The sequence below is a fragment of the Saccharopolyspora antibiotica genome (assembly GCF_047200635.1).
Taxonomy (GTDB): Bacteria; Actinomycetota; Actinomycetes; order Mycobacteriales; family Pseudonocardiaceae; genus Saccharopolyspora_C.
Genome location: NZ_JBJZOI010000007.1, coordinates 1 through 24,955, shown reverse-complemented (window position 1 = coordinate 24,955; position 24,955 = coordinate 1). Strand labels below are relative to the sequence as shown.

The window sequence follows — 24,955 nt, the reverse complement described above, 5'->3', positions numbered from 1 at the left end:
GCGTGCCACCGAGCCACACCCGAGGAGGACGGATGTCCCTGCTGTCCCCGGTCCAGCCCGGCTGGGTCGCCCAGGGCGCTGCACCACCGAGCTCGACGCGCGTGATGGACCTCGCCGAGAACGCTCCCGGCGCCTTCGAGCTCAGCGGCTCCGACTACGCCGTGGTCGGCGTGGTCATGGTCATCGCCCTGGCGGCGCTGGCCTTCGGCTACGTGCTGATCAAGGAGGTGCTGGCGGCCGGCCAGGGCTCGCCCAAGATGCAGCAGATCTCGCAGGCGGTGCAGGAGGGCGCCGCCGCGTACCTGAACAGGCAGTTCCGGACGCTCAGCGGCTTCGCCGTCGTCGTGTTCCTGGTGCTGTTCCTGCTCCCCGCGAACAGCACCGCGGAGCGCATCGGACGATCGATCTTCTTCCTGTTCGGCGCGGCGTTCTCCGCCGCCATCGGCTACCTCGGCATGTGGTTGTCCACCCGGGCGAACGTGCGGGTCGCGGCCGCCTCGAACGACCCGGGCGCGGGCCGCGAGAAGGCGATGCGGGTCGCCTTCCGCACCGGCGGTGTCGTCGGGATGACGACCGTGGGCCTGGGCCTGTTCGGCGCCGCCCTGGTGGTGGCGGTCTACGCGGGCGACGCGCCCCGGGTGCTGGAGGGGTTCGGCTTCGGGGCCGCGCTGCTGGCCATGTTCATGCGGGTCGGCGGCGGCATCTTCACCAAGGCCGCCGACGTGGGCGCGGACCTGGTCGGCAAGGTCGAGCAGGACATCCCGGAGGACGACCCGCGCAACGCCGCGACCATCGCCGACAACGTGGGCGACAACGTCGGTGACTGCGCGGGCATGGCGGCGGACCTGTTCGAGTCCTACGCGGTGACCCTGGTGGCCTCGCTGATCCTGGGCACCGCCGCGTTCGGGCTCAAGGGCCTGCTGTTCCCGCTGATCGTGCCCGCGATCGGCGTGGTGACCGCGGTGATCGGCGTCTACATCACGAAGGCCAGGGCCGGGGAGAGCGCGCTGACCGCGATCAACCGCTCCTTCTTCATCTCGGCGGGCATTTCCGCAGTGCTGTGCGCGGTGGCCGCGCTGCTGTACCTGCCGAGCTCCTTCACCGAGCTGGCCGGGGTACCGGCCGAGGTCGCCAGGGGCGGCGGCAACCCCGCGCTCATCGCGCTGGTCGCGGTGCTCATCGGCATCCTGCTCGCGGCGGTCATCCTGAAGCTGACCGGTTACTTCACCGCGACCGAGCACCGCCCGGTGCAGGACGTCGGCAAGTCCTCGCTGACCGGCGCGGCCACGGTGATCCTCACCGGGTTGTCGGTCGGGTTCGAGTCGGCGGTCTACACCGCGCTGGTGATCGGTGCCGCCGTGTTCGGGGCGTTCCTGCTGTCGGGGACCCTGACGGTGGCGCTGTTCGCGATCGCGCTGGCGGGCTGCGGCCTGCTGACCACTGTGGGCGTGATCGTGGCGATGGACACCTTCGGCCCGGTCGCCGACAACGCGCAGGGCATCGCGGAGATGTCCGGCGAGTTCGAGGGCGAGGGCGCGAAGATCCTCACCGAGCTCGACGCCGTCGGCAACACCACGAAGGCGATCACCAAGGGCATCGCGATCGCGACCGCCGTGCTGGCCGCGACCGCGCTGTTCGGCGCCTACCAGGACGCGATCGTGCAGGCGGCTCGCGCGGTCGGCCAGGAGATCAGCGCGGTGTCCTACCAGGTGTTCGCGCCGAACGTGCTGGTCGGCATCGTGATCGGGGCCGCGGTGGTGTTCCTGTTCTCCGGGCTGGCGATCAACGCCGTGTCCCGCGCCGCCGGTGCCGTGGTCTACGAGGTGCGGCGGCAGTTCAAGCAGAACCCGGGGATCATGGACGGCTCCACCCGGCCCGAGTACCACCGCGTCGTGGACATCTGCACCCGCGACTCGCTGCGGGAGCTGGCCACGCCGGGTCTGCTGGCGGTGCTGGCGCCGATCTCGGTGGGCTTCGGCCTGGGCGTGGGACCGCTGGCCGGTTACCTGGCCGGTGCGATCGCCACGGGAACGCTGATGGCGATCTTCCTGGCCAACTCCGGCGGTGCCTGGGACAACTCCAAGAAGCTGGTCGAGGACGGTCACCACGGTGGCAAGGGCTCCGACTCGCACGCGGCGACGGTCATCGGTGACACGGTCGGCGACCCGTTCAAGGACACCGCCGGTCCGGCGATCAACCCGCTGCTCAAGGTGATGAACCTGGTCTCGGTGCTGATCGCTCCCGCGGTGGTCACGTTGTCCGTGGGCGATTCGGTCTCGGACGCGGTGCGGATCGCGATCGCGGTCGCCGCCGCCGCCGTGGTGGTGGGCGCCGTCGTGCTGTCCAAGCGCCGCGGCACGGCGATCGCGGACGCGCCCGCCGCCGACGACGACAAGATGGTCAACGGCGCGACCTGAGCGCGGTCCCGTCGTGGAGAGGGGCGTCTGGCACCGTCGGGCGCCCCTCTCCCGTGCGCTGGGTCGATCGGGAGCGCGGGGCCCCGGCTCCGGGCGGCGCGGCGCCGGTGCGGGAGAGTCGGGGAGCACGGTGAACCGATCGAGGGAAAGCGCATGGATATCCGTTCGACGTCCGTCGCGGTGCTCGCCGCCGTCCCGCTGGCGCTGGCCGGCTGCTCCCAGTCGGAGCCCCCGGCACAGCCCGCCCCGGAGCCGCCGCAGGAGCAACAGCAGCCGCCGGGCGCGCAGGCGAGCCCGGAAGGGGTGGCCTGGGCCGGGAAGCTGTGCGGGCTCGTCGGCGGCTTCTCCACCTCGCAGCAGCAGGCGCCTCCCGTGGACAAGACCAACACCGACACCTTCAAGGCCACCTCGGTCGCGCAGATGACCGCGGCCGAGGCCGCCGCGAACGAGGCGGTGACGGGCCTGGAGCGGATCGGCCCCTCGCCGATCCGGGGCGGCGACCAGGTCGCCGGGACCTTCGTCGACGGCTTCACCCAGATCCGCGACATCCTGACCACGGCGAAGGGCAAGGCCGAGCAGGTCGACACCTCCGACCAGCAGGCGTTCACCAGGGGCATGACCGGGGTGCAGGAGGAGCTGCACAAGGGCCAGCAGCTCGACTTCAGCGCCCAGTTCGCGGAGTTCTCCCAGAACCAGGAGCTCAACGCGGCCGCCGGTCAGGCACCGCAGTGCCAGGAGCTGACCGCCTCCGCCGCCGAACAGCAGCAGCAACAGCAGCAACAGCCGCCCGCGCAGCAGCCCCCGGGCTGACCGGGCGCCGGGATCGATCGCTCGACCGGGCGGAAGGCCTGGTCAAGCTCGAACGGGCGTTCTACGATCACGCATCGTGGACCAGCTGTCCTTCTTCTCCGCCGAAGCGCGCCATCCCAGGGTGGCCGACCTCGCGGGGTTGCTGTGCGGCCAGGGCCAGGCCGTCGGATTCGGGCGCGGGACCGCCGCCAGGCTGTCCGTCGTCGTCGCCGACGACTGGCGGGCCCGGTCGCTGGTGCGCGCGTGCGCCGAGCGCGGGGTGGACGCCGAGCTCGGCCGCTCCGAGGAGGGGCATCCGCTGGTCCGCACCGCGTTCCGCGCCGACCTGACCGGACTGGCCGGGCAGTGGCTGCGCGGCGCGGTGAAGTCGGTGCCCGCGGACTTCGCGCCGCACGGCGCGGCGCTGCGGTTGTGGGCGCTGGCGGCGGGGCGACCGGTGCCGGGCGGTTACCTGCTCGGGCTGGACCCGCACGCCCCGGGCACGCACGCACCCCTGGCGGCCGCGCTGGCCAGGGCCGGACTGCCCGCGCGGTGCGGGGGAGCGCGCTCGGGCGGACCGGCGCTGCGGGTGGTGGGCAAGCGCCGGATCGAACGCCTCGCCGAACTCGTCGGCCCGACACCCGATGGTGCGATCGAGCGAACGTGGCCGCTGGTCTCCTGAGGAGCACGCCACAGGTCACGGCAGGTCACGCAATGGAACACCACCGCCACCCGATACGTTCGTACGGGACGGAAGACGCGAGCGCAGGCGTGTTGTGTGCCACGCTGTGCGTCCCTGGGTGCGGTACCCGGGGTGCTGTGCGGTGCACACTGGCGGATCGGACGCCTCCGCGAGAAGAGAGCAGGTAAGCGTGGCTGGGTCGACACGGGCGAAGCAGAACGGCGGGACGGGCTCCGGGCGCCGGCGGTTGGTCATCGTCGAGTCCCCGGCCAAGGCCCGCAAGATCGCCTCGTACCTGGGCTCCAACTTCGTGGTGGAGTCCTCGCGAGGGCACATCCGCGACCTGCCGCGCGGCGCGGCCGACGTGCCCGCCAAGTACAAGGGGCAGTCCTGGGCGCGCTTGGGCGTGGACGTCGAGAACGACTTCGAGCCGCTCTACCTGGTCACCGCGGACAAGAAGGCCACCGTCAGCGAGCTCAAGGACGCGCTGAAGGAGGTCGACGAGCTCTACCTCGCCACGGACGGCGACCGCGAGGGCGAGGCGATCGCCTGGCACCTGATGGAGACGCTGAAGCCGAAGGTCCCGGTCCGGCGGATGGTGTTCCACGAGATCACTGAGTCCGCGATCCAGGCCGCCGCCGCGAACCCCCGCGACCTGGACCAGGACCTCGTCGACGCGCAGGAGACCCGCCGCATCCTGGACCGCCTCTACGGCTACGAGGTCAGCCCGGTGCTGTGGAAGAAGGTCATGCCGAAGCTCTCGGCGGGCCGCGTGCAGTCGGTGGCCACCCGGATCGTGGTAGAGCGGGAGCGGGAGCGCATCAAGTTCGTCCCCGCCTCCTACTGGGACATCTCCGCGACGATGGACGCGGGCTCCGCCGCTGAGCCGCCGCGCTTCGGCGCCCGCCTGGTCACCGTGGACGGTGCGAAGATCGCTACCGGCCGGGACTTCGGCCCGGACGGCAGGCTGAAGAACGCCGACGCGCGGCCGCTCGACGAGCAGCAGGCGCGCCGCCTGGCCACCGGGCTCACCGACGCCCGCCTCAGCGTGTCGAGCGTCGAGGAGAAGCCCTACACGCGGAAGCCGTACCCGCCGTTCATGACCTCGACCCTCCAGCAGGAGGCGAGCCGCAAGCTGCGCTTCTCGGCGGACCGCACGATGCGCACGGCGCAGCGGCTGTACGAGAACGGCTACATCACCTACATGCGAACCGACTCGACGACGCTGTCCGAGACGGCGATCAGCGCGGCTCGCAACCAGGCCAGGGAGCTCTACGGCGACAGCCACCTGTCCCCGCAGCCCCGCCAGTACAACCGCAAGGTCAAGAACGCGCAGGAGGCGCACGAGGCGATCCGCCCGGCGGGTGAGAGCTTCCGCACCCCGGGGCAGGTCGCGGCCGAGCTGGACACCGACGGGTTCAAGCTCTACGAGCTGATCTGGCAGCGCACCATCGCCTCGCAGATGGCGGACGCCAAGGGCACCACCCTGTCGGTCCGCATCACCGGCACCGCCGCCTCCGGCGAGGAGTGCACGTTCGCCTCCTCCGGCCGCACCATCACCTTCGCCGGGTTCCTCAAGGCCTACGTGGAGTCGGTGGACTCCGAGGCGGGTGGCGTCGCCGATGACGCCGAGTCGCGGCTGCCGCGGCTCTCCCAGGGCCAGGAGATCACCGCCGCCGAGCTGGAGCCGGACGGCCACAGCACCAACCCGCCCGCCCGCTACACCGAGGCGAGCCTGGTGAAGGCGCTGGAGGAGCTGGGCATCGGCCGCCCGTCCACCTACGCCTCGATCATCAGCACCGTGCAGGAGCGCGGCTACGTCTGGAAGAAGGGCTCGGCGCTGGTCCCGTCCTGGGTGGCCTTCGCCGTGGTCGGGTTGATGGAGCAGCACTTCGGTCGGCTGGTCGACTACGACTTCACGGCCGCGCTGGAGGACGAGCTGGACCGCATCGCGGAGGGGCGCCAGCAGCGCACCAAGTGGCTGTCGGGCTTCTACTTCGGCGGCGAGGTCGGCCCCGGCGACTCGATCGGCCGCGCGGGCGGGCTCAAGAAGCTCGTCGGTTCCAGCGTCGAGCAGATCGACGCGCGCGAGGTGAACTCGATCCCGATGTTCACCGACGACGAGGGCCGCACCGTCTACGTGCGGGTGGGGCGCTACGGCCCCTACCTGGAGCGACCGCTGGGCGCGGAGGAGTCGCAGCGCGCGAACCTGCCCGACGACCTGCCGCCGGACGAGCTCAGTGCGGAGATCGCGGAGAAGCTGTTCGCGACGCCGATGGAGGGCCGCAGCCTCGGGACCGATCCCGAGACCGGCCACGAGGTGCTGGCCAAGGAGGGCCGCTTCGGCCCGTACGTCACCGAGGTGCTGCCCGAGGGCGACAAGTCGAAGCCACGCACCGGCAGCCTGCTCAAGTCGATGTCGCTGGACACCGTGACCATCGACGACGCCCTCAAGCTGCTCTCGCTGCCGCGCGCGGTGGGCCAGGACCCGGAGTCGGGCGAGGAGATCACCGCGCAGAACGGCCGGTACGGCCCGTACCTCAAGCGCGGGACGGATTCGCGGTCGCTGGAGACCGAGGAGCAGATCTTCACGATCACCCTGGACGAGGCGCTGAAGATCTACGCCCAGCCCAAGCAGCGCGGCCGCCGGGCCGCCGCCCCGCCGCTGCGCGAGCTCGGCGAGGAGCCGGACACCGGCAAGCCGCTGGTGATCAAGGACGGCCGGTTCGGGCCCTACGTCACCGACGGCGAGACGAACGCCTCGCTGCGCAAGGGCGATGAGGTCGAGTCCCTGACGATGGACCGGGCCGTCGAGCTCATCGCGGAGCGCCGGGCGAAGGCACCGGCGAAGAAGAAGGCGCCGGCGAAGTCCGGTTCCAAGAGCACCACCGCGAAGGCCTCCACGTCGAAGTCGGGAACGTCGAAGACCGCCACGTCGAAGACCGCAGCGTCGAAGTCGGGGAGCAAGTCCACCACGGCCAAGACGGGCACCGCGAAGAGCTCGGCGGGCAAGAGCACCAGCTCCAAGACGACGTCCTCGAAGTCGAAGAGCCCCTCCTCGCGGGCGAGCGGTTCCCGCTCCTCGTCGACCCGCAGCACCTCCTCCACCGGCGGTGCGTGATCGGCTCGACCCGCTGATCCGGTGTCGGTGCGTGCTCGTACAGTGCGGATGACGGTGCCGCCCCCGGCTCGGAGGTGACGTGATGGCGCATCCCGGCGTGACCGAGCTGTCCCCGGATCCGGTCGAGGGCGAGATCCCCCCGGCCACCGGGGTGTGGGCGGACATCGTCGGCCAGCCCGACGCCGTCCGCGTGCTGCTCGCCGCCGCGCAGGCCGCGCACCTCCAGGTGCGGGACGAGCCGGCACCGGCGGGGGCGATGACGCACGCCTGGCTGTTCACCGGTCCGCCCGGCTCGGGCCGCTCCGTGGCCGCCCGCGCGTTCGCGGCGGCGCTGCAGTGCGCGGATCCCGGCGAGGTGCCCGGTTGCGGCCGGTGCTCCGCCTGCCGGACGGTCCTGGCGGGCACGCACGCCGACGTGCGCGTGGTGGTGCCGGAGGGCCTGACGATCTCGGTGCGGGAGATGCGCGCCCTGGTGCAGGCCGCCGCGCGGCGCCCCACCACGGGCCAGTGGCGCGTGGTGCTGATCGAGGACTCGGACCGGCTCACCGAAGGCGCGGCGAACGCGTTGCTCAAGGCGGTGGAGGAACCGCCGGACCGCACGGTCTTCCTGCTGTGCGCGCCTTCGGACCACCCGGAGGACGTGCCGGTGACCATCCGCTCGCGGTGCCGGGCGATGCAGCTCCGCACCCCGTTGAGCGGCGCCATCGCCGAGGTGCTGCGGGAGCGCGACGACGTGGACGAGGAGACCGCGCGCTGGGCCGCCTCGGTCTGCGGCGGGCACATCGGGCGAGCCCGAAGGCTGGCCACGGACCCGACGGCGCGGGAGCGGCGGGCCGAGGTCCTGAGCATCCCGGTGGGGCTGCGCCGGTTCGCCGACGTGTTCACCGCGGCCAGCGGCCTGGTGAAGTCCTCCGAGACGGAGGCGACCGCGGCCAACGAGGACAAGGACGAGGCGGAGAAGGACGAGCTGCGCACCGCGATGGGCGCGGGCGGGACCGGCAAGGGCACCGCGTCGGCGACGCGCGGGGCGAACGCGGCGCTCAAGGAGCTGGAGAAGCGGCAGAAGTCCCGCGCGACCCGCTCGCAGCGGGACGCGCTGGACCTGGCCCTGGTGGACCTCGCCGGGTTCTACCGGGACGTGCTGGTCTCCCGGTCGGGATCGGCCGCGTCGCTGAACCAACCGGACCACGCCCCGGACATCGCGAAGGCCGCCGCCCAGTGGACCGCGGAGTCGACGCTGCGGCGGCTGGAGGCGGTGCTGGAATGCCGCACCGCCCTCACCCAGAACGTGAAGCCGATCATCGCGGTGGAAGCGATGATCGCGACCCTGCACCAGGGCTGACCCGGCCTGGAACGGAAAGGCCCCCGCACCCTCCTCTCGGAGCGCGGGGGCCGTGCTGCGCGCGGGCTCAGTTGCCGCCGCTGGACTCCAGGCCGGTGAGGCCGGCCAGCGGCGTGCCCGCGAGCCCCTGGGCCAGCGGGGCGCCGACCGCGCCGCCCGCGTTGCTCAGGTCGAGCAGGCCGCCCTTGGGGGTGCCCGCGGTGGTGGGCTTGGTGGTCGGGGTGCCGAGCGCGGAGGAGTTGCCTCCGGGCTGCCCGTCGGACCCGTTCTGGCCGCCGGTGCCGGGCTTGCCGGGCTGACCGTTCTCGGCCGAGGTGTTCTGGTTGAACGCCTCCGGGGGGAGCTGGTTCACGAAGTCGAGCACGGTGTTGCCGGTGCTGTCGATGACGTCGCCGATGTCGCGCACCGCGGAGGACTGCGCGAGCCCGTCGACGGGGGTGGCACCGGAGCGGGCCTGGCCCGCGGGAACGACGCCGCCGAGCGGGATGGTGGCGCCCTGGGTGTTGACCGGGTGGGTGTGCGCCTCGGTCAGGTCCTGCAGCGCGTCGCCGACGGGGCCGCCGCTGCGCCCGGCTGTCTGGGCCTGGGTCGCCAGCGACTCGGGGGCGCGGACGACCTCGCCCACGGTCTGCTGCACGCCGTGCAGGGTCCCGGCGCCGTGGAACGCCGTCTGCGCGAGGCCGTTGTCGACGGGGATGTCCGCCGGGAACTGCGGGGCTGCGTGGGCGGCGCCGGCGAAACCGACTGCGCCGGCGCCCGCCAGCACGACGGCGGCCGCGGTGAGGCTGCTCTTCATCGCCTTGCTCCTCTCTGCACAGGCCCTCACCTGTGCGCCAGAGGTCGCAGCGTACGGAGCCGGAGGCGGCCACTAATCAGCGATCACAGCGGCCGAGGAATGTCGACCGGCCGTGTGCGAATCGGCCGGTGACTCCCCTTTCGAGTGATCAAGAAAGATCTTGGAATTACTGTCCGGCGAGACTCGTGACGTCGACGGACTGGTTCAGGTGCTGCTGCCGCTTCGCCTGCTCCTCGCGCAGCGACTCGACGGTGTCGGCGAATTCCGCGTACGCGTCCCCCTCGTCGTCGAATCGGCTGTAGCGCCCGGCTCGTAATTCGACCGAGTGATACTCGCGCTCCAGCACGTCGGCGGTCTGCTGCAGGCTCGCGGCTCGCTCGCGGTACTTCGAGTAGCCGCTGAAAGCGGCCGCGACCGCGACCAGCAGGCACACGACGACGGCGGCCCAGCGGGCGCCCGCGACGGCGGCGGAGGCCGCGGTGACGGTGGCGCTGATGATCGATCCCGCGATCACGATCGTGTGCAGGACCTGGTCCTTCCAGCGGTGCCTGCCCGCCTCGGTGCGATACCGCTCGATCACGTCCGGCAGATCCGCCCGGTAGCGCTTGCGCATCCCCAGCAGGTCCCCGGCGTTCCACTCGTCCAGCTGGTGCTCGCGGTGCGCTCGTTCCAGCTCGCGCAGCTCGGTGGCGACCGAGCGGACGGTGAAGTGGTGCCGGTACGCGGTGCGCGCGGAGACCGCGGCGGAGCCGACCGGTACCGCCACCACCGCGACCGAGACCGCCACCGGCGGTGCGAGCAGCACGATCCCGGAGATCGAGAGCCCGGTCAGCGCGAGAGTGCCCGGATACGCCCAGAGCAGCAGGAACCGTTGCAGCAGGCGCGCGCGGTAGAGCTGTTCGGACAGCTCGCTGATGCGGCGCTCCCAGTCCTGCGGCTGGGTTTCCCCGGCGATGACCCCGCCCCCAATGATGCCCGTGCCCGCGTCCCAACGCTCCATCACATCGATCCTTCCGGCGTCACTGTGATCGAAGTAGTTCCCCAAGTACGACGACAATCGACCGGTCGGGTGATGGCAGATTGGGCTGATCGGCCCACACCCCGTAGCGCCTGGTGATCACCGCAGGTCGAGCGAGAGGCATCGTCCTCGAAACCTGCCAGTGATAACAGCCGATGGCGCAAGTGCTCAGTCGCCGCGACTACTCGCCCCGGATCGGGGCTCTCCACTGTGGCAGCGCGCCCGTTCGGTCCAACCACGTGGGCCACGATCGCCGCAGCGCCGTCCCCTGCTATGGGAGGCGCGTCCGTCCTGCTCGGGTCTCCGCCGGGCTCCCGTCGCGGCCTGCCCCGCGCGCGTGGGCGTGCGGGATTCCCGGACGAGGACGGCGAAAAGCCCGAGCCATCGGAATGGCTCGGGCTTCTCGGGGAGCCGCCTGAGGGAATCGAACCCTCGACCTACGCATTACGAGTGCGTCGCTCTGGCCGACTGAGCTAAGGCGGCGTTGCGCGGACGAGTGTAGCCGGTCGGGGCGATCGCTCCGGCGGAGGGGTCCGCGGGGTCGCCCCGAGATCGGGCGTCACCCGGAAGGCGGGCCGTCGTTGAGATGTGCGGTGACGCTCGTCACCGGGCCGCCGAGGGAGGACCGCCCGATGCGATCAGGTCGACCGCTCCGCCGTTTCGCCGCACTGGCGGTGGTCTCGCTCGCCGTCGCCGGGCTGGGCGCGCCCGCCGCGCTCGCGCAGACCACGCCGGTACCGGAGCCGGTGGACCCGGAGCAGCCGCCCGCATCGGGGAGCCCCGCGGTGCCACCGCCGGGCCCGATCACGGCCGAGGCCGGCACCGGGATCGGCGTGCTGCGGGTGCTGCCGGGCACCGTGCCGGGCGAGACGATCTTCGACGACCCGGAGTTCAACGATGGGCTGCGCAAGCGGTCGTTGCTGGAGCTGGGGCTCGGCCTGGCGAAGTCGAAGGCGGACTCCGGGGCGTACCTGGCGCACGAGCGCGCGGTGGCCGAGGCGTCGCCGTTCGGCGCCGCGATCGGCGGTTACGCCCCGCAGGTCCCCGGGGCGTCGGTGGTGCAGGCGGCGCTGCCCGACCACCCCGAGCCCGCGACCAGCGGTCTGCGCCCGCCCGCTTCGCCCGCGGACGCGCTGGTGAAGGTCGGCCTGCTGGAAGGCAGCGCGCACGCGCGCTGGGACGAGCGGCTCGGGCCGTGCGTCTCGCCGATCTCCGACGCGAGCAGCTCGCTGGCGAGTCTCTCCGCGGTGAACGTGCTGCCGGGGATGCCGGACACGCCCGAGCAGGTCGAGCAGCTGCTCGCGAGCGGCCGCTCGGGCGCGGACCAGCCCGGGCCGGCGGCCGAGACCCTCGCCGGGGGCGGCCCGGGTTCGCTGACCACCCTCGGCGGGCTGCTCTCCGGTGGTGCGCCGGTGGAATCAGGCGCCGGGTCGCTGCTGAGCGTGCCCGACGGGGTGCACGCGCGCTCCCGGATCGAGCTGGTCGACGCGCCCGGTGCGACGGGCAAGGCGGTGCGGGCGACCTCGACGATGCGGCTGGCGGGCGTGCGACTGCTCGCGGGAACCCCGCAGGAGCTCCGGGTGGACGTCCTCTCACCGCCCGAGCTCTCGGTCACCGCCACCGGTGATCCGAGCACGTCCGCGGTGGACTACGCGGCACCGGTGCTGCGGATCAGCCAGGGCGGCCGCGAGCTCACCGTGCTCGACGCCGCGAACCCGCGAGCCGACCTGCCGATCGGGCTGCCCCTCCCGGGGGCTCCCGGTGAGCTGCCGGTCGTCGGCCCGGCGCTGAACGACCGGGTGCTCGACATCGGGGTGCTGCGGCTGAGCATCGGCGAGCTCACCCAGGAGGCGCGGGGCACCGAGCTGCGGGCGGGTTCCGCGCTGTTCGACCTGCGACTGCTGCCCGGGGACGCGCTGGGGATGCCGGACGCGGCGCTGGCGCAGGTGAGCTTCGGCGAGCAGACCGCGCGTGCCGGTGCCCCGGAGGGCGGTGTGGTCTGCGACCTGCCGCCGGAGCCCGCACCCGCCCCGGTGCCGCCCGCCGAGGGCGGGATCGCCGCCCCGCCGCTGGCCAGGACCAGCGGTGCCTACTACGCGGTTCCGCTGTTCTGGACCGGGACCGGCTTGCTGCTGCTCGGTGCGGTGCTCGTGGCGGCGGTGCCGCGCCGCCGCGGCTGAGCCCCGGATCGACGTCGTCTCCCCACCCCGAACCGGGGGACGGCGCCCCGCCCCGCTCGGGGTGGTGCCGCGGGGTGAGCGGACGCCCGGCCTCGACGGGCGCTCCGCTCACCCCGATGCGGCTCACGGCAACATCCAGCCCAGCACCGGCGTGGACTGGAGGTAGACGAGCACGCACATGACCAGCAGGAGCAGCAGGCTCCAGCCGAAGACCCGGCGGAACAGCTCGCCCTCGCGGCCCACCAGCCCGACCGCCGCGGTACCGATCGCCAGGTTCTGCGGCGAGATCATCTTCGCCATCACGCCGCCGGAGGAGTTCGCCGCGCCCAGCAGCACCGGATCCGCGCCGATCTGCCCGGCCGCGGTGCTCTGCAACCCGCCGAACAGGGCGTTCGCGCCCGCGTCGGTGCCGGTGATGGTGACTCCGAACCAGCCCACGACCGGCGACAGGAACGCGAAGAACGCCCCGGTCCCGGCCAGCCACACGCCGAGCGTGCCGATCTGCCCGGACAGGTTCATCACGTACGACAGCGCGAACACCGCCAGGATCGCGACGATCGCCCAGCCGAACTGCCGCAGCGTCCGCCCGTAGACCCGCGCGGCCTCCACCGGTCGCACTCGCAGGAAGGGCAGCGAGAGCAGGCCGGCGAACAGCAGCAGGGTGCCGGTGGCGGAACCGATGGCGAACTCGTAACCGGTGTCGACCGGATCGCCCGAGGCGCTCAGCACGCGGAGGCCCGGCCAGTCGAAGCTCCAGGTCACGGCCTTCAACGGCGCCTTCACCGCTTCGAGCTGCGCCAACGCGAAGATCACCACGATGATCGCGTAGGGCGCGAAGGCGCGGAGCGTCTCGCCCCGGGAGTCCGCGGCGGCGGGCGCCTCGGTGCGCACCGCCGCGCCCGGTTCCGGGTCCAGCCGCGCGGCCGTGACCGGCTCGCGCGGGCGCCAGCTCCGCAGCAACAGCAGCAGCGCCCCGGCGGAGACGATCGCCGCCACGATGTCGGCCAGCTGGTAGGAGAGGAAGTTCGAGGTGAGGAACTGCGCCAGGGCGAAGGAGAGGCCGCCCACCAGCGCGGCGGGCCACGCCTGGCGCACCCCGCGCCTGCCGTCCGCGACGAACAGCAGCACGAACGGGATCAGCAGCGCGAGCACCGAGACCTGCCGCCCGGCGACCGCGCCGAACTCGGCGGCGGGGAGCCCGGTGACCTCGCCCAGCACGGTGATCGGATTGCCCATGCCGCCGAAGGCGACGGGCGCGGTGTCCGCGATCAGGGCCAGCGCCGCCGCCTTCAGCGGCGGTACGCCGAGCGCGATCAGCATCACCGAGCAGATCGCCACCGGACCGCCGCCCCCGGCGAGCGCCTCGAGCAGCGCCCCGAAGCTGAAGGCGATCACCACGGCCTGCACCCGCACGTCCTCGCCGAGGGTGCCGAAGGCGCGGCGCAGCACCGCGAAGTGCCCGCTGCGCACGGTCAGGTTGTAGATCCAGATGGCGTTGAAGGTGAGCCACAGGATGAGCAGCGAGCTCTGCGCCATCCCGTAGAGCCCGGCGTCGAGCGCCAGCAGCGGCGGCATCCCGTAGCCGCCGACCGCGACCGCGAGCGCGACGCCGAGCGTGGCGAGCCCGGCCCAGTGCGCCTTCCAGCGCAGCCCGCCGAGCAGGAACAACAGCGTGACCAGGGGCAGCAGCGCGAGCAGCGCCGAGAGCGCGAGGGATCCGGTCGGATCGGGGTTCTGGTGGTAGGGCGGCACGGCGACCTCCGCGGACCCGCCGAACGGCGGGTTGTTCCGAAAAGCAGAACGGGGTTCCATGTTCGGTGACGGTCATGGTGGCCCCGATCACTCACCGCTGGCTATCGGCCGCCCGGCCCAATTCACCGCGCGCCCCGCCCGACCAGGAGGTCCCGCATGGAGAACCGGCACGCCACGCACCCCGCGCAGGTACCGGGTTTCGACACCGAGCAGCTCCGGGCGCACTACCTGGTGCCGGACCTGTTCGTCCCCGGTGAGATCCGCACCGCGCACTCGCACCAGGACCGCGTGGTCCTCGGCGGGGCGAGCCCGGCGCCGGGGCAGGAGCTGCACCTGGTGGCGGAACCCGCGCTGCGCGCCGAGTTCTTCTGCCAGCGCCGCGAGCTCGGCGTGATCGCCCTCGGCGAGCCCGGCGTGCTCACCGCCGACGGGGTCGAGCACCGGCTGGAGCACCGCGACTGCGCCTACCTCGGGCTCGGCACCCGCGAGGTGTCCTTCCGCGGCGACGGCACCCGGTTCTACCTGGTCTCGACCCCCGCGCACGCGCCGCACCCGACCCGGATCGCCCGGCACGCCGAGACCGAGCCCGCTCGCCTCGGCGCGACCGCCACCGCGAACGTGCGGGAGCTGCGCAAGTACGTGCACCCCGACGGCATCACCTCCGACCAGCTCGTCCTGGGCGTCACCGAGCTCGCCGAGGGCAGCGTCTGGAACACGATGCCGCCGCACACCCACGACCGGCGGACCGAGTGCTACCTCTACTTCGACCTGCCGCCCGAGCACCGCGTCGTGCACCTGCTCGGCGAGCCGGAACGGACCCGGCACCTGCTGGTCGCCGACGGGCAGGCGGTGATCTCCCCGAGCTGGTCGATCCACAGCGGCGCGGGCACCCACCGGTACGGTTTCGTCTGGGCCATGGCGGGGGAGAACCAGTCGTTCGACGACATGGATCACGTCGCCGTCGCGGATCTGCGCTGACCGGGGGGTGAGCATGAGCGCTGCGCTGTTCTCGCTGCGCGGCCGCACCGCGCTGGTCACGGGGGCGCGAACCGGCATCGGCCGGGCCGTCGCCCTCGGGCTGGCCGCCGCGGGCGCCGATCTGGTGCTGCTGGGGCGCACCGCCGACCTCGGCGAGGTCCCGGACCAGGTGCGGGCGCACGGCGTCGCGGCGGAGGTGCTCGGCGTCGACCTCGCCGATCCCGCCGCCGCCGAGGAACCGCTGCGCGCCGCGCTCGCCGAACGACCGATCGACGTCCTGGTCAACAACGCCGGGATCATCCACCGGGAGGCCGCCGCCGACGTCTCCTACGCCGACTGGCGGCGGGTGTTGGGCGTGAACCTGGACTCGGTGTTCCTGCTCAGCCGGTTGGCCGGGCAGCGGATGCTCGACCGGGGGAGCGGGAAGATCATCAACATCGCCTCGCTGCTGTCCTTCCAGGGCGGTCTGCGGGTGCCCGCCTACGCCGCGGCCAAGCACGCCGTCGGTGGGCTCACCAAGGCGCTCGCCAACGAATGGGCGCCGCACGGGGTGCAGGTCAACGCCATCGCACCCGGCTACATCCGCACCGGCAACACCGACGCGCTGCGCGCGGACGGGCAGCGGGAGGCCGAGATCCGCGCCCGCATCCCCGCCGGTCGCTGGGGCGAGCCGGAGGACCTCGCGGGGGCGGCGGTGTTCCTCGCCTCCGCGGCTTCGGACTACGTCAACGGGCACGTCCTCGTCGTCGACGGTGGTTGGATGGCCCGGTGACCAGCACCTCCGAAGGATCCGGTACCGATGGCCCCGGCGCGGTCCGCAAGGCGCTGCGAGTGCTCGAAGCGCTCGCCGACCACGGCCGCGTCACCGAAATCGCCGCCGCCACCGGCCTGCCCAAGTCGACCGTGCACCGGCTGCTGCGGGTGCTGGTCGATGCCGAGTTCGCGCACAGCGACGACTCCGGTTACCGGACCGGGGATCGGATGCTGGCGCTGGCGGGCAAGGTGCTGCACCGCTCGGATCCGGCCGCGCGGGCGGACCCGGCGCTGCGGCGGTTGCGGGACGACACCGGCTGCACCGTGCACTTCGCGCTGCGCTTCGGCGGCGAACTGCTCTACGTGCACAAGGTCGAGCCGGACAAGCCGTACCGGATGGGCTCCCGCATCGGGATGCACCTGCCCTGGCACACCAGCGCCATCGGCAAGGCGGTGCTCGCGGCGCTGCCCCCCGAGGTGGTGTCGGAGCTGGTCGGCGGGGGAGAGCTGCTCGCGCGCACCGAGCGCTCGCTGACCTCGCGGGCGGCTCTGGACGCCCAGCTCGGCGAGGTCGGGGCGACGGGCTTCGCGCTCGACGACGGGGAGAACGAGGTGGGGGTGCGCTGCACCGGTGCCTGCGTTCGGGATCACTCGGGCGCGGTGGTCGGCGGGGTCAGCGTCTCCACCCTCGTCCTCGAGCACGGCATGGACCACCTCCGCGCCCTCGGCCCTCGCGTGCGCACCGCCGCCACCGAGGTCTCCCGCGCCCTCGGCCACCACTGACCACCCCCGCTCCCCGCGAACGCGCCCCCCGCGGCCGTGCGCTCCCGACATTTCATGAGAAATCGCGTCCCGCGGCGGTGCGCTGCCGACATTTCATGAGAAATCGCGCCCCGCAGGCGTGCGCTGCCGACATTTCATGAGAAATCGCGGCCGCTGGGGGCGCGGGGGTGGGATTTCGCGGGAGATCGGGGGTTCGCGGGCGGCGCCGGTGGGGGTGGAGACGACGAAGGCCCTTCCCGCGCCGGGAAGGGCCTTCGGAGGTGGTGGGGCGTCAGTGGCCGCCCTGGTCCTTCTGGCGCTGGTAGGAGCGCTTGATCTCGGCCTCGGCCTCGGTGCGGCCGACCCAGGTGGCGCCCTCGACGCTCTTGCCCGGCTCCAGGTCCTTGTAGACCTCGAAGAAGTGCTGGATCTCCAGGCGGTAGAACTCCGCCAGGTGGTGGATGTCGCGCAGGTGCTCCTGGCGCGGGTCGTCGGAGGGGACGCAGATGACCTTGTCGTCCCCGCCCTTCTCGTCGCGCATCCGGAACATGCCGATGGCCCGCGCGGTGATCAGGCACCCGGGGAAGGTGGGCTCCTGCACCAGCACCAGCGCGTCCAGCGGGTCGCCGTCCTCGCCGAGGGTGTCCTCGACGAAGCCGTAGTCCGCCGGGTACTGGGTGGCGGTGAACAGCGTCCGGTCCAACCGGATACGTCCGGTCTTGTGGTCCACCTCGTACTTGTTCCGGTTCCCCTTGGGGATCTCGATGGTGACGTCGAAGTCCACGCGGTTCCTCACTCGTTCTCGCCAGCTTGCTCGTCGAGACTGTGCCCGACCGTCCGGCCGCCGTTGCCAGACCGGTCCCGCATTCCCGGTCCCGTTCATCGTCAGTGCTCTGACCTGCGATGATTAGGTCGCTGGTCGCACGGCGTCACCCGAGGCCGAGCCGCAGGCTCACACGTCGGAGTGGCCGCCCGTGATGCGGCACGACCACGTCTAGTGTGGACCACGGTCGTGCACCGAGCCCCACCGCAGTGCGGCAGCTCGCATCTGGCAGTCTGGCCAACCGTCGAGGAGGAAGCCCGTGCCCGAACCCCACCGCCTCAGTGGTGAGGTGTCCGAGCCCGGCGCCACCCAGCAGCCCGCGACCGGTGCGGCCGCCTCAGCAGCGGATTCATCGCGCGCGGACGGTGCGGGCGCCGACGAGCAGCCCTGGCCGACCGAGCGCGAAGCGGCGGGGTCCGCGGACGATGCGGGGGCCTTCCCCGCCGAGGACCACGGGAACGATCCGGCGGAGTCCGGCGATGAAGACCCGGTGAGAACTGATCGGGACACGGCCCGGAGCGACGCGAGCTCCTCGCGGTCCGAGGAGGGCTCGTCCGCATCGGGGGAGGCCCCGCAGTCCGGCGACGAGGTGACCCCGGGAGCGGAGGTCCCGCCCGAGGAGACCGGGTTATCGGGGGACGAGGTCGCGGACGAGGACTTCCCGACGGAGGAGCCCGCGGACGGGGAGGCCGAGCCGGAAGCGGCGGAGTCCGGGAAGCCCGCCGAGCCGGATTCGGCTGACCGGGCGCCGGGATCGGCGGAGTCTGGGGTCGTCTCGGAAGGCGTCGTCGGCGCCGTTCAGCCGGTCGAGAGCGGAACGGCCGCTGCGCACGACTTCTCCGGTTGGCAGTCGGCCGGGTCGCACGTCGTCGGGCAGCTCCCCGAGGTCGAGACCTCGTTCGCCGGGGGCGCGCTGACCCCGGTGCCGCCCGAGCCCGCGTCGGCTTCGGAGGAGGGTGCCCCCGCGAACTCCGAGGCCGCTGATTCCGCCAGCACCGATTCCGCCAGCACCGAGGAGACCGGCGCAGACGGGACTGATCCTGCCGACGCCGACGCCGATGCCGATGCCGATGCCGATGCCGAGGACGGGGCAGCGCGGCGCGAGGCAGCCGAGGCGGAGACCACCGAGCAGGTCGCCGAGACCGCTGGACAGATCGCCGAGACCGAGCGCTCCGGGGAGACCGATTCGGCACCGGCCGAGACCGGTTCCGCACCGGAGCCCGCCGCTCCCGAGTCCGCGGATGTTGAGCCCGCCGCTCCGGAGTCCGCCGAGCCGGAACCCGAGGACGCGGAGCCAGCAGAGGTCACCTCGGCGCGAGCGGTCGCGGCCGAGCGCGCCGAGCTCGTCGAGGGCACCGAGCAGGAGGACGCGGACCCCGAAGTCGCCACGACCGACACCCGGGCGACCGAAGCCGAGCAGGATGGGGCCGCATCGGACGGGGCCGCATCGGATGGGGCCGGGGTGCCCGGCGAGGGCGAACCGGAGCGGGACGCCCAGCGGGCCGCCGCCCCGGCGGAGGCCGCGGCCGACTCGCGGGCCGAGCCGACCGAGAACGCCGAGACCGCCGGCCCGCGGCAGGCCCCGCCGGCTCTGGCCGACGACGCCCGGGACGGGCGCGCCGGGGATGAGGACCGCCGGGACGACGACGCCCGGGACGAGTCCGGGCCGGGGGACACCGAGCCGGAGGCGACCGGGTCCGGAGCTGCCGAGCAGCCGGAGCCCGACCACCGGGACGAGGAGCGCGACCAGCAGCAACCGGAGCCCGAGCAACGGGAGCAGCCGGAGCCCGAGCAGCCGGAGGCCGAGCAGCGGGAGCAGCCGGAGCCGGAGCAGCCGGAGTCCGAGCAGCGGGAGCAACGGGAGCCCGAGCAGCGGGACGAGGAGCGCGGCCAGCAGCAGCCGACCGCGGTCGCACCAGCCACCGCGCGGATCGACCGCAGCGCGCTCGCGGAGCCGCAGCGGGCCGACGACGCGGACACCGCGTCCTCCGCGAGCACCGGGGCCCCCGAGCCCGGTTCCCCCGAGCCCGCTGCCGCTGAGCCGGAAGCCGCGACGACCGACAGCTCCTCCGGACGGGAGAGCACGGCCGCCGCCGAGACCAGCCGCTTGGGCACCGTCGACGGAACGACGGGCCGGATCGACCGCGTCGAGGACGAGACTCCCGGGACCACCTCCGCCGAGAGCCCGGCGGGGACCGGGTCTTCCGCCGAGCCGGAACCGGACGAGCCCGAGGCCGAGGAAGCACCGCCGGAGGACCCCACCTCGGCCGGGCACCAGGCGCGGCCCGAGCTCCCGGCCGAGCGCGACGCTCCTGCCGAACCCCCGGCGTCGGCGCGGCCGGACACCGCGCGGAGCGACCGCGATGCCACCGGTGACGCCCCCGAGCGCGGGTGGCCCTCCGCCGAGCCGGCCGGGTCCGAGGGCGAGGAGCCCGACGACGCCGCGTTCTCGGCGGACTCGGGCGCAGCGCCGCCCTCGTCCACCGACCCTCGGCCGCGAAGCGAGGAGCCCGAGGCGGTCGACTCGGCGTTCACCGCCGACGCGGGCACGCCGATCGGACCGGCCGCGGCCGAGCGGACCCAGCAGTTCCGGCGGATCGAGGAGACCCAGCGCTTCAGCCTGGCGGACTTCGAGCAGGAGGTCCGCCGTCGCGACCAGCCCGAGCCGCGCCCGAAGCCGCCCCGCGAGGGCGGCGAGGGTGATCAGCAGTCGCGGGATCAGCAGTCGCGGGATCAGCAGTCGCGGGATCAGCAGTCGCGGGATCAGCAGTCGCGGGATCAGCAGTCGCGGGATCAGCAGTCGCGGGATCAGCAGTCCCGTGAGCAGCAGCCGCGTGGGCCGCAGGCCTTCGATCCGGGCCCGCCGACGACGCGGATCCCGATCATCCCGCCCGCGCCGCCGCAGCAACCCCGCCAGCCTCCTGCCCCGTCAGCGGCCGAGCGCACCCAGCAGTTCCGTCGCCCGGACTTCTCCGGCCCGCCACCCGGCCAGCCCCGCTCCGGCCAGGCCCCGCCCGGGTTCCGGCAGCCCCCCGCGCAGCCCGCGTCGGCACCTCAGCCAGCACCGCAGCCGTCGCCGCAGCAGCAACGGCCCGTCCGGCAGCAGGACTTCGGCGCCGCCCAGCCGCAGGTCGGCCCGCACCGCGCCGCGCCGCAGCGCGTCGAGCCCGCCGCCGAACGCGCTCCGGAGTCGGAGGAGCGCGCCGACGCCCGCCCGCAGGACCCAGCGCCGCCCCAGGGCTCGCTCCCGCGCCGCCGCAAGCGCGGCACCGCGCTGCTCGCGGTGGTCGCGGTGGTCGTGCTCGGCGCTGGGCTCGCGATCGGGGTTCCCGCGCTGATCAGCGGGATCGAGTCCGCGGGGCTCGCGGATCCGCCCGCTCCGGTGCGGTTGTCCCCGTCCATCCGCCCGCTGGCCGGGGACGCGCCGGAACCCGGCCGGTCCGGCCTCGCGTCCGCGGTGAGCGGCCCGCTGGCGGACCCGGTGCTCGCCCCCGTGACCGGCGCGGTGGTGGACGCGCGGAGCGGGCGGACCCTGTGGGAGCGCGATCAGGCCCAGCCGATGATGCCCGCCTCCACCGGCAAGATCCTCACGCTCAGCGCCGCGATGCTGGAGCTCGATCACGACGCCCGGTTCACCACCGAGGTCGTTCGCGGGGAGCGGCCGGGCAGCGTGGTGCTCGTGGGCGGCGGCGACCCGACGCTGAGCACCCTCCCGGCAGGCGAGGAATCGGTGTACCCCGGGGCGGCGCGCTTCGACGACCTCGCCGAGCAGGTCCGGGCCGCGACCGGCGGCCAGGTCACCTCGATCGAGGTCGACACCAGCCGTTACCAGGGTCCGACGATCGCCCCGGGCTGGCTTCCCCCGGACATCCCCGCCGGGATCATGGCGCCGATGGAGCCGGTGATGGCCGATGGCGGTCGCCGCTCCGACCCGACCGCGGAGTACGACTCGCGCACCCGGGAGCCCGCGTTGCAGGCGGGGAAGGAGCTCGCGAGCAGGCTGGGGGTGCCCGAGTCGGCGGTCTCCACCGGAACGGCTCCGCCCGGGGCGCGGAGCGTGGGTTCCGTCCGGTCGCCGACGATGCGCAAGCTCGCCGAGACCACGATGATCCACTCGGACAACGTGCTCGCCGAGGCGCTCGCCCGCGAGGTCGCGATCAAGACCGGCAACGTCCCCTCCTTCGAGGGCTCGGTGCAGGCGGTGCGGGAGGTGCTGCGGCGCAACGGCGTCGACCTGACCGGGGTGCGGATGTCCGACGGCAGCGGCCTGTCGACCGAGGACCGGATCCCGGCGGGGGTGCTGACGGGTCTGCTCGCCACCGCCACCGCGCCCGAGCGCGGGGAGAACGGCCTCGACCCGCGGAGCGCGAAGCTGCGGGCGCTGCTGACCGGTCTGCCCGTGGCGGGCGGCTCCGGCAGTCTCGGGGACCGCTACCAGGACGGTTCCGGGCGCGGCTGGATCCGCGCCAAGACCGGCACCCTGGACGGGGCGAACAGCCTCGCCGGGACGATCCTCACCCGCGACGGGCGGCTGCTGGTGTTCGCGCTGATGTCCAACAGCACGGAGAACCCGGCCTCGGTCCGGCCCGCCCTCGACGAGGTCGTCGCCGCCGTCCAGCAGTGCGGTTGCCGCTGATCGGACGCGGTGGCGCGGTGCTGTCGCGGCCCAGCGCAGCCGGAGTACGGTCGGTTCCGTGACTTCGGGAACCGCCACGCTGCCGCCCAGCCCGCCCGGTCGGGGCGGGGGAGCGGCGCAGCGCTCGCTGGATTGGGACGTCGCCGCCGCGACCGCGGCGCGGCTGATGCGGACCGGCCCCGAGGTGCCCCGCGAGGAAGCGGTGCGCGCGGTGCGCGGGCTGCGCCGGGCGAGCGCCGCTGCCGAGACGCACGTGCGGGAGCTGACCGGGCTCGGCCTCGACCTGCCGGTGCTCGAAGGTGACGTGGTGGATCGCCGGGAGTGGGTGCGGGCCGCCGCGCACGGACTGGCCGAGCTCACCGGGCTCGCGCTGAGCTCGCGGTCCGGTGGTTCCGAACTCGGCGCCCGGGGCGCGGGGGTGCAGGCGGGGCTGGTGCTGTCGTACCTGGGCACCAAGGTGCTCGGCCAGTACGACCCGTTCCTGCCCGGCGAGCACGGCGGCGAGCCCGGGCGGCTGCTGCTGGTGGCGCCGAACATCGTGGCCGCGCAGCGAGCGCTGGGCGTGCCCGCCGCGGACTTCACGATGTGGGTCTGCCTGCACGAGTCGACCCACCGCCTCCAGTTCAACGCGGTCCCGTGGCTGCGGGACCACTTCGCCGACAGCCTCGGCGTGCTGCTCTCGGACCTGGACTCCTCGCCCGGTGAGCTGCTGGGGCGGCTGCCCGCGGTGGTGCGCGGGCTGCGCGCGGGCCCGGACGAGCGCTCCAGCCCCGGGATGCTCGGCGTGGTCGAGCTGCTGCAGGGGCCCCGCCAGCGCGCCGCGCTGGACCGGATCCTCGCGCTGTCCACCCTGCTCGAGGGACATGCCGATCACGTGATGGACGCGGTCGGGCCGAGCGTGGTGCCCAGCGTGGCCACCATCCGCCGTCGGTTCACCGAGCGGCGGCAGGGCGGCGGGCTGCTGGACCGGCTGCTGCGCAGCATCCTGGGCGTGGACGCGAAGATGCGCCAGTACGCCCAGGGCGCCGCGTTCACCCGGCACGTCGTGGACCGGGTCGGCATGGACGGGTTCAACGCGGTGTGGAGCTCGCCGGAGCACCTCCCCACCCGCTCCGAGACCACCGAACCGGAGAGCTGGGTGCGCCGCGTCCACGGCTGATCCCCGCCCGTCGCCCGCCGCGCCCGGCCGTCGGCCGGACAATGGGCCCGTGACCTCCACCGCCGACCGCTCCGGGCCGGGCCGCCGCGCGGCCGGGCCCGCGCTGCTGGCGGTGCGGTCCGCGGTGCGCGCGCTGCTCGCCGAGCCCGAGCTGCGGGAGGCGCCGCTGCTGGTGGCCTGTTCGGGCGGGGCCGATTCGCTCGCGCTGGCCGCCGCGACCGCGCACGCGGCCCGCGACCGGCGGCTGTCCGCGCGGATCGTCGACCACGGTCTGCAGCAGGGCTCCGCCGACGTCGCCGCCCGCGCCGCCGAGCAGCTCGACGAGCTCGGGTTCACCGACGTCGCGGTGCTCCGCGTCCGGGTCACCGGTGGTGGCGGGCCGGAAGCGGCCGCGCGCCGCGCCCGCTACGCGGCGCTGGAGCGGGCCCGCCCGGAGGGGGCCGCGGTGCTGCTCGGACACACCCTCGACGACCAGGCCGAGACGGTGCTGCTCGGCCTCGGCCGCGGTTCCGGTGCTCGCTCGCTCGCGGGGATGCGGCCCTGGGACCGGCCGTGGGCCCGGCCGCTGCTGGGGCTCTCCCGGGAGACGACGGAGCGGGCCTGCGCCGAGGGCGGCCTGGTGCCTTGGCGGGACCCGCACAACGGCGAGAGCCGGTTCACCCGTGTGCGGTTGCGCACAGAGGTGCTGCCGCTGCTGGAGCAGGTGCTGCAGGGCGGAGTCGCCGGGGCGCTGGCCCGCACCGCCCGCCAGCTCCAGGAGGACGCCGACGCCCTGGACGAGGTCGCCGAAGCGGTCCGCGCGCAGGTGGCGCGGGGTGCGGACCTCGACGCGGCGGCGCTCGCCGGGCACCCACCCGCGGTGCGCAGGCGGGTGCTGCGCGGGTGGTTGCTGGCGCGCGGGATCCCCGAGCTCTCCGACGCCCACCTGCGCGCGGCGGACGCGCTGGCGGGGCGGTGGCGGGGTCAGGGTCCGCACGCGCTCCCGGGCGGCTTTGTGCTGCGGCGGAGGCATGGCACGCTTCAGGTGGAACCTGGTGGACGGGCAACCGCCGAGCGGGTGAGCGGCGGGTGAACGTGCGCCCAACAGCGAGAGGGGAAGCCGGTCCGGTGTACGACGGCGACATCGCTTCGGTGCTCATCACCGAGCAGCAGATCCGAGACAAGACGGCCGAACTGGCCAAGCAGGTCGCCGCGGACTACCAGGACGCCCGGGGTGGTGACCTGCTGCTGGTGGGCGTGCTCAAGGGCGCGGTCATGTTCATGACCGACTTCGCCAGGGCGATGCCGCAGCCGACGCAGCTGGAGTTCATGGCGGTGAGCTCCTACGGCTCGTCGACCTCCTCCTCCGGGGTGGTGCGGATCCTGAAGGACCTGGACCGGGACATCACGGGCCGCCACGTGCTCATCGTCGAGGACATCATCGACTCGGGGCTGACGCTGTCCTGGCTGCTCAAGAACCTGACCTCGCGCAACCCGGCCTCGCTGGAGGTCTGCACGCTGCTGCGCAAGCCGGACGCGGTGCAGGTCGACGTCCCCGTCCGCTACGTCGGCTTCGACATCCCGAACGAGTTCGTCGTCGGCTACGGGCTCGACTACGCCGAGCGCTACCGCGACCTCCCCTACATCGGGACCCTCGACCCCAAGGTCTACACCTCCGGCAGGTGATCTCCGGCCCGGCGGATCCGTCCCGCTCGGGGGGGGGGGGGGGGGGGGGGGGCCCGGGGGGGGGGGGGGGGGGGTTGGGGGG

The 24,955-nt window shown here is 73.7% G+C and carries 17 protein-coding genes and 1 tRNA gene; 13 read left to right on the top strand and 5 right to left on the bottom strand.

Going from position 1 to position 24,955, the window contains the following annotated elements; genetic code table 11:
- The first annotated feature begins 104 nt into the window (after positions 1–104).
- The 5 genes from ACL03H_RS06880 to ACL03H_RS06860 all read left to right on the top strand — a co-directional run bounded on the left by ACL03H_RS06880 (position 105) and on the right by ACL03H_RS06860 (position 8,351).
- Positions 105–2,417: a sodium-translocating pyrophosphatase gene (locus tag ACL03H_RS06880; RefSeq protein WP_412810443.1), complete on the top strand. Its 2,313-nt coding sequence runs from the start codon at positions 105–107 to the stop codon at positions 2,415–2,417.
- Between the two features lie 153 nt (positions 2,418–2,570).
- Positions 2,571–3,227 (top strand): hypothetical protein, encoded by a 657-nt coding sequence (locus ACL03H_RS06875; protein WP_412810258.1) that lies wholly within the window; start codon positions 2,571–2,573, stop codon positions 3,225–3,227.
- A gap of 76 nt (positions 3,228–3,303) precedes the next feature.
- Complete coding sequence (locus tag ACL03H_RS06870) at positions 3,304–3,888, top strand: hypothetical protein (protein WP_412810257.1); 585 nt, start codon at positions 3,304–3,306, stop codon at positions 3,886–3,888.
- Positions 3,889–4,078: 190 nt separating this feature from the next.
- Positions 4,079–7,009, top strand: coding sequence for a type I DNA topoisomerase (topA, locus tag ACL03H_RS06865; RefSeq protein WP_412810256.1), 2,931 nt, complete (start codon positions 4,079–4,081; stop codon positions 7,007–7,009).
- Between the two features lie 82 nt (positions 7,010–7,091).
- On the top strand, positions 7,092–8,351 hold the full coding sequence (locus tag ACL03H_RS06860; protein WP_412810255.1) for a DNA polymerase III subunit delta': 1,260 nt from the start codon (positions 7,092–7,094) through the stop codon (positions 8,349–8,351).
- Between the two features lie 67 nt (positions 8,352–8,418).
- On the opposite strand, the gene ACL03H_RS06855 is transcribed toward ACL03H_RS06860, so the two are convergent.
- From ACL03H_RS06855 to ACL03H_RS06845, 3 genes are all read right to left on the bottom strand, one after another.
- On the bottom strand, positions 8,419–9,147 hold the full coding sequence (locus tag ACL03H_RS06855) for a hypothetical protein (protein WP_412810254.1): 729 nt from the start codon (positions 9,145–9,147) through the stop codon (positions 8,419–8,421).
- 166 nt (positions 9,148–9,313) lie between these two features.
- Positions 9,314–10,147, bottom strand: a complete 834-nt coding sequence (locus ACL03H_RS06850) for a DUF4231 domain-containing protein (RefSeq protein ID WP_412810253.1) — start codon at positions 10,145–10,147, stop codon at positions 9,314–9,316.
- A 427-nt stretch (positions 10,148–10,574) separates the two neighbouring features.
- Positions 10,575–10,648 (bottom strand) — tRNA-Thr (locus ACL03H_RS06845).
- A 149-nt stretch (positions 10,649–10,797) separates the two neighbouring features.
- On the opposite strand from ACL03H_RS06845, the gene ACL03H_RS06840 reads away from it, so the two are divergent.
- Positions 10,798–12,345, top strand: coding sequence for a hypothetical protein (locus ACL03H_RS06840; RefSeq protein ID WP_412810252.1), 1,548 nt, complete (start codon positions 10,798–10,800; stop codon positions 12,343–12,345).
- A 123-nt stretch (positions 12,346–12,468) separates the two neighbouring features.
- Here the strand turns inward: ACL03H_RS06840 and ACL03H_RS06835 are convergent, their stop codons facing one another.
- Positions 12,469–14,157 carry an L-lactate permease gene (locus tag ACL03H_RS06835; protein WP_412810251.1) on the bottom strand — a complete coding sequence of 563 codons (1,689 nt, stop codon included), beginning with the start codon at positions 14,155–14,157 and terminating at the stop codon, positions 12,469–12,471.
- Between the two features lie 96 nt (positions 14,158–14,253).
- Between ACL03H_RS06835 and kduI the strand changes: the two genes are divergently transcribed.
- From kduI to ACL03H_RS06820, 3 genes are read left to right on the top strand one after another with little or no spacing between them, the layout of a single operon-like run.
- Entirely contained in the window at positions 14,254–15,075 is an 822-nt protein-coding gene (gene kduI, locus ACL03H_RS06830; RefSeq protein ID WP_412810250.1) for a 5-dehydro-4-deoxy-D-glucuronate isomerase, read from the top strand.
- Positions 15,076–15,088: 13 nt separating this feature from the next.
- Positions 15,089–15,847 (top strand): 2-dehydro-3-deoxy-D-gluconate 5-dehydrogenase KduD, encoded by a 759-nt coding sequence (gene kduD / locus ACL03H_RS06825; RefSeq protein WP_412810249.1) that lies wholly within the window; start codon positions 15,089–15,091, stop codon positions 15,845–15,847.
- Entirely contained in the window at positions 15,844–16,611 is a 768-nt protein-coding gene (locus ACL03H_RS06820) for an IclR family transcriptional regulator (RefSeq protein ID WP_412810248.1), read from the top strand. The genes kduD and ACL03H_RS06820 overlap by 4 nt, the downstream gene beginning before the upstream one ends.
- A gap of 271 nt (positions 16,612–16,882) precedes the next feature.
- Here ACL03H_RS06820 and ACL03H_RS06815 read toward each other — a convergent pair whose 3' ends face one another.
- Complete coding sequence (locus tag ACL03H_RS06815; RefSeq protein WP_412810247.1) at positions 16,883–17,374, bottom strand: inorganic diphosphatase; 492 nt, start codon at positions 17,372–17,374, stop codon at positions 16,883–16,885.
- A 298-nt stretch (positions 17,375–17,672) separates the two neighbouring features.
- On the opposite strand from ACL03H_RS06815, the gene dacB reads away from it, so the two are divergent.
- The 4 genes from dacB (at position 17,673) to hpt (ending at position 24,873) form a co-directional block, all read left to right on the top strand.
- Complete coding sequence (gene dacB, locus ACL03H_RS06810) at positions 17,673–22,049, top strand: D-alanyl-D-alanine carboxypeptidase/D-alanyl-D-alanine endopeptidase (RefSeq protein ID WP_412810246.1); 4,377 nt, start codon at positions 17,673–17,675, stop codon at positions 22,047–22,049.
- Positions 22,050–22,128: 79 nt separating this feature from the next.
- Positions 22,129–23,208, top strand: a complete 1,080-nt coding sequence (locus ACL03H_RS06805; RefSeq protein WP_412810442.1) for a zinc-dependent metalloprotease — start codon at positions 22,129–22,131, stop codon at positions 23,206–23,208.
- 49 nt (positions 23,209–23,257) lie between these two features.
- The gene (gene tilS, locus ACL03H_RS06800) at positions 23,258–24,280 is read left to right on the top strand and encodes a tRNA lysidine(34) synthetase TilS (RefSeq protein WP_412810245.1); all 1,023 of its coding nucleotides are present in this window, start codon (positions 23,258–23,260) and stop codon (positions 24,278–24,280) included.
- 35 nt (positions 24,281–24,315) lie between these two features.
- Complete coding sequence (gene hpt, locus ACL03H_RS06795; protein ID WP_412810244.1) at positions 24,316–24,873, top strand: hypoxanthine phosphoribosyltransferase; 558 nt, start codon at positions 24,316–24,318, stop codon at positions 24,871–24,873.
- Positions 24,874–24,955: the final 82 nt, after the last annotated feature.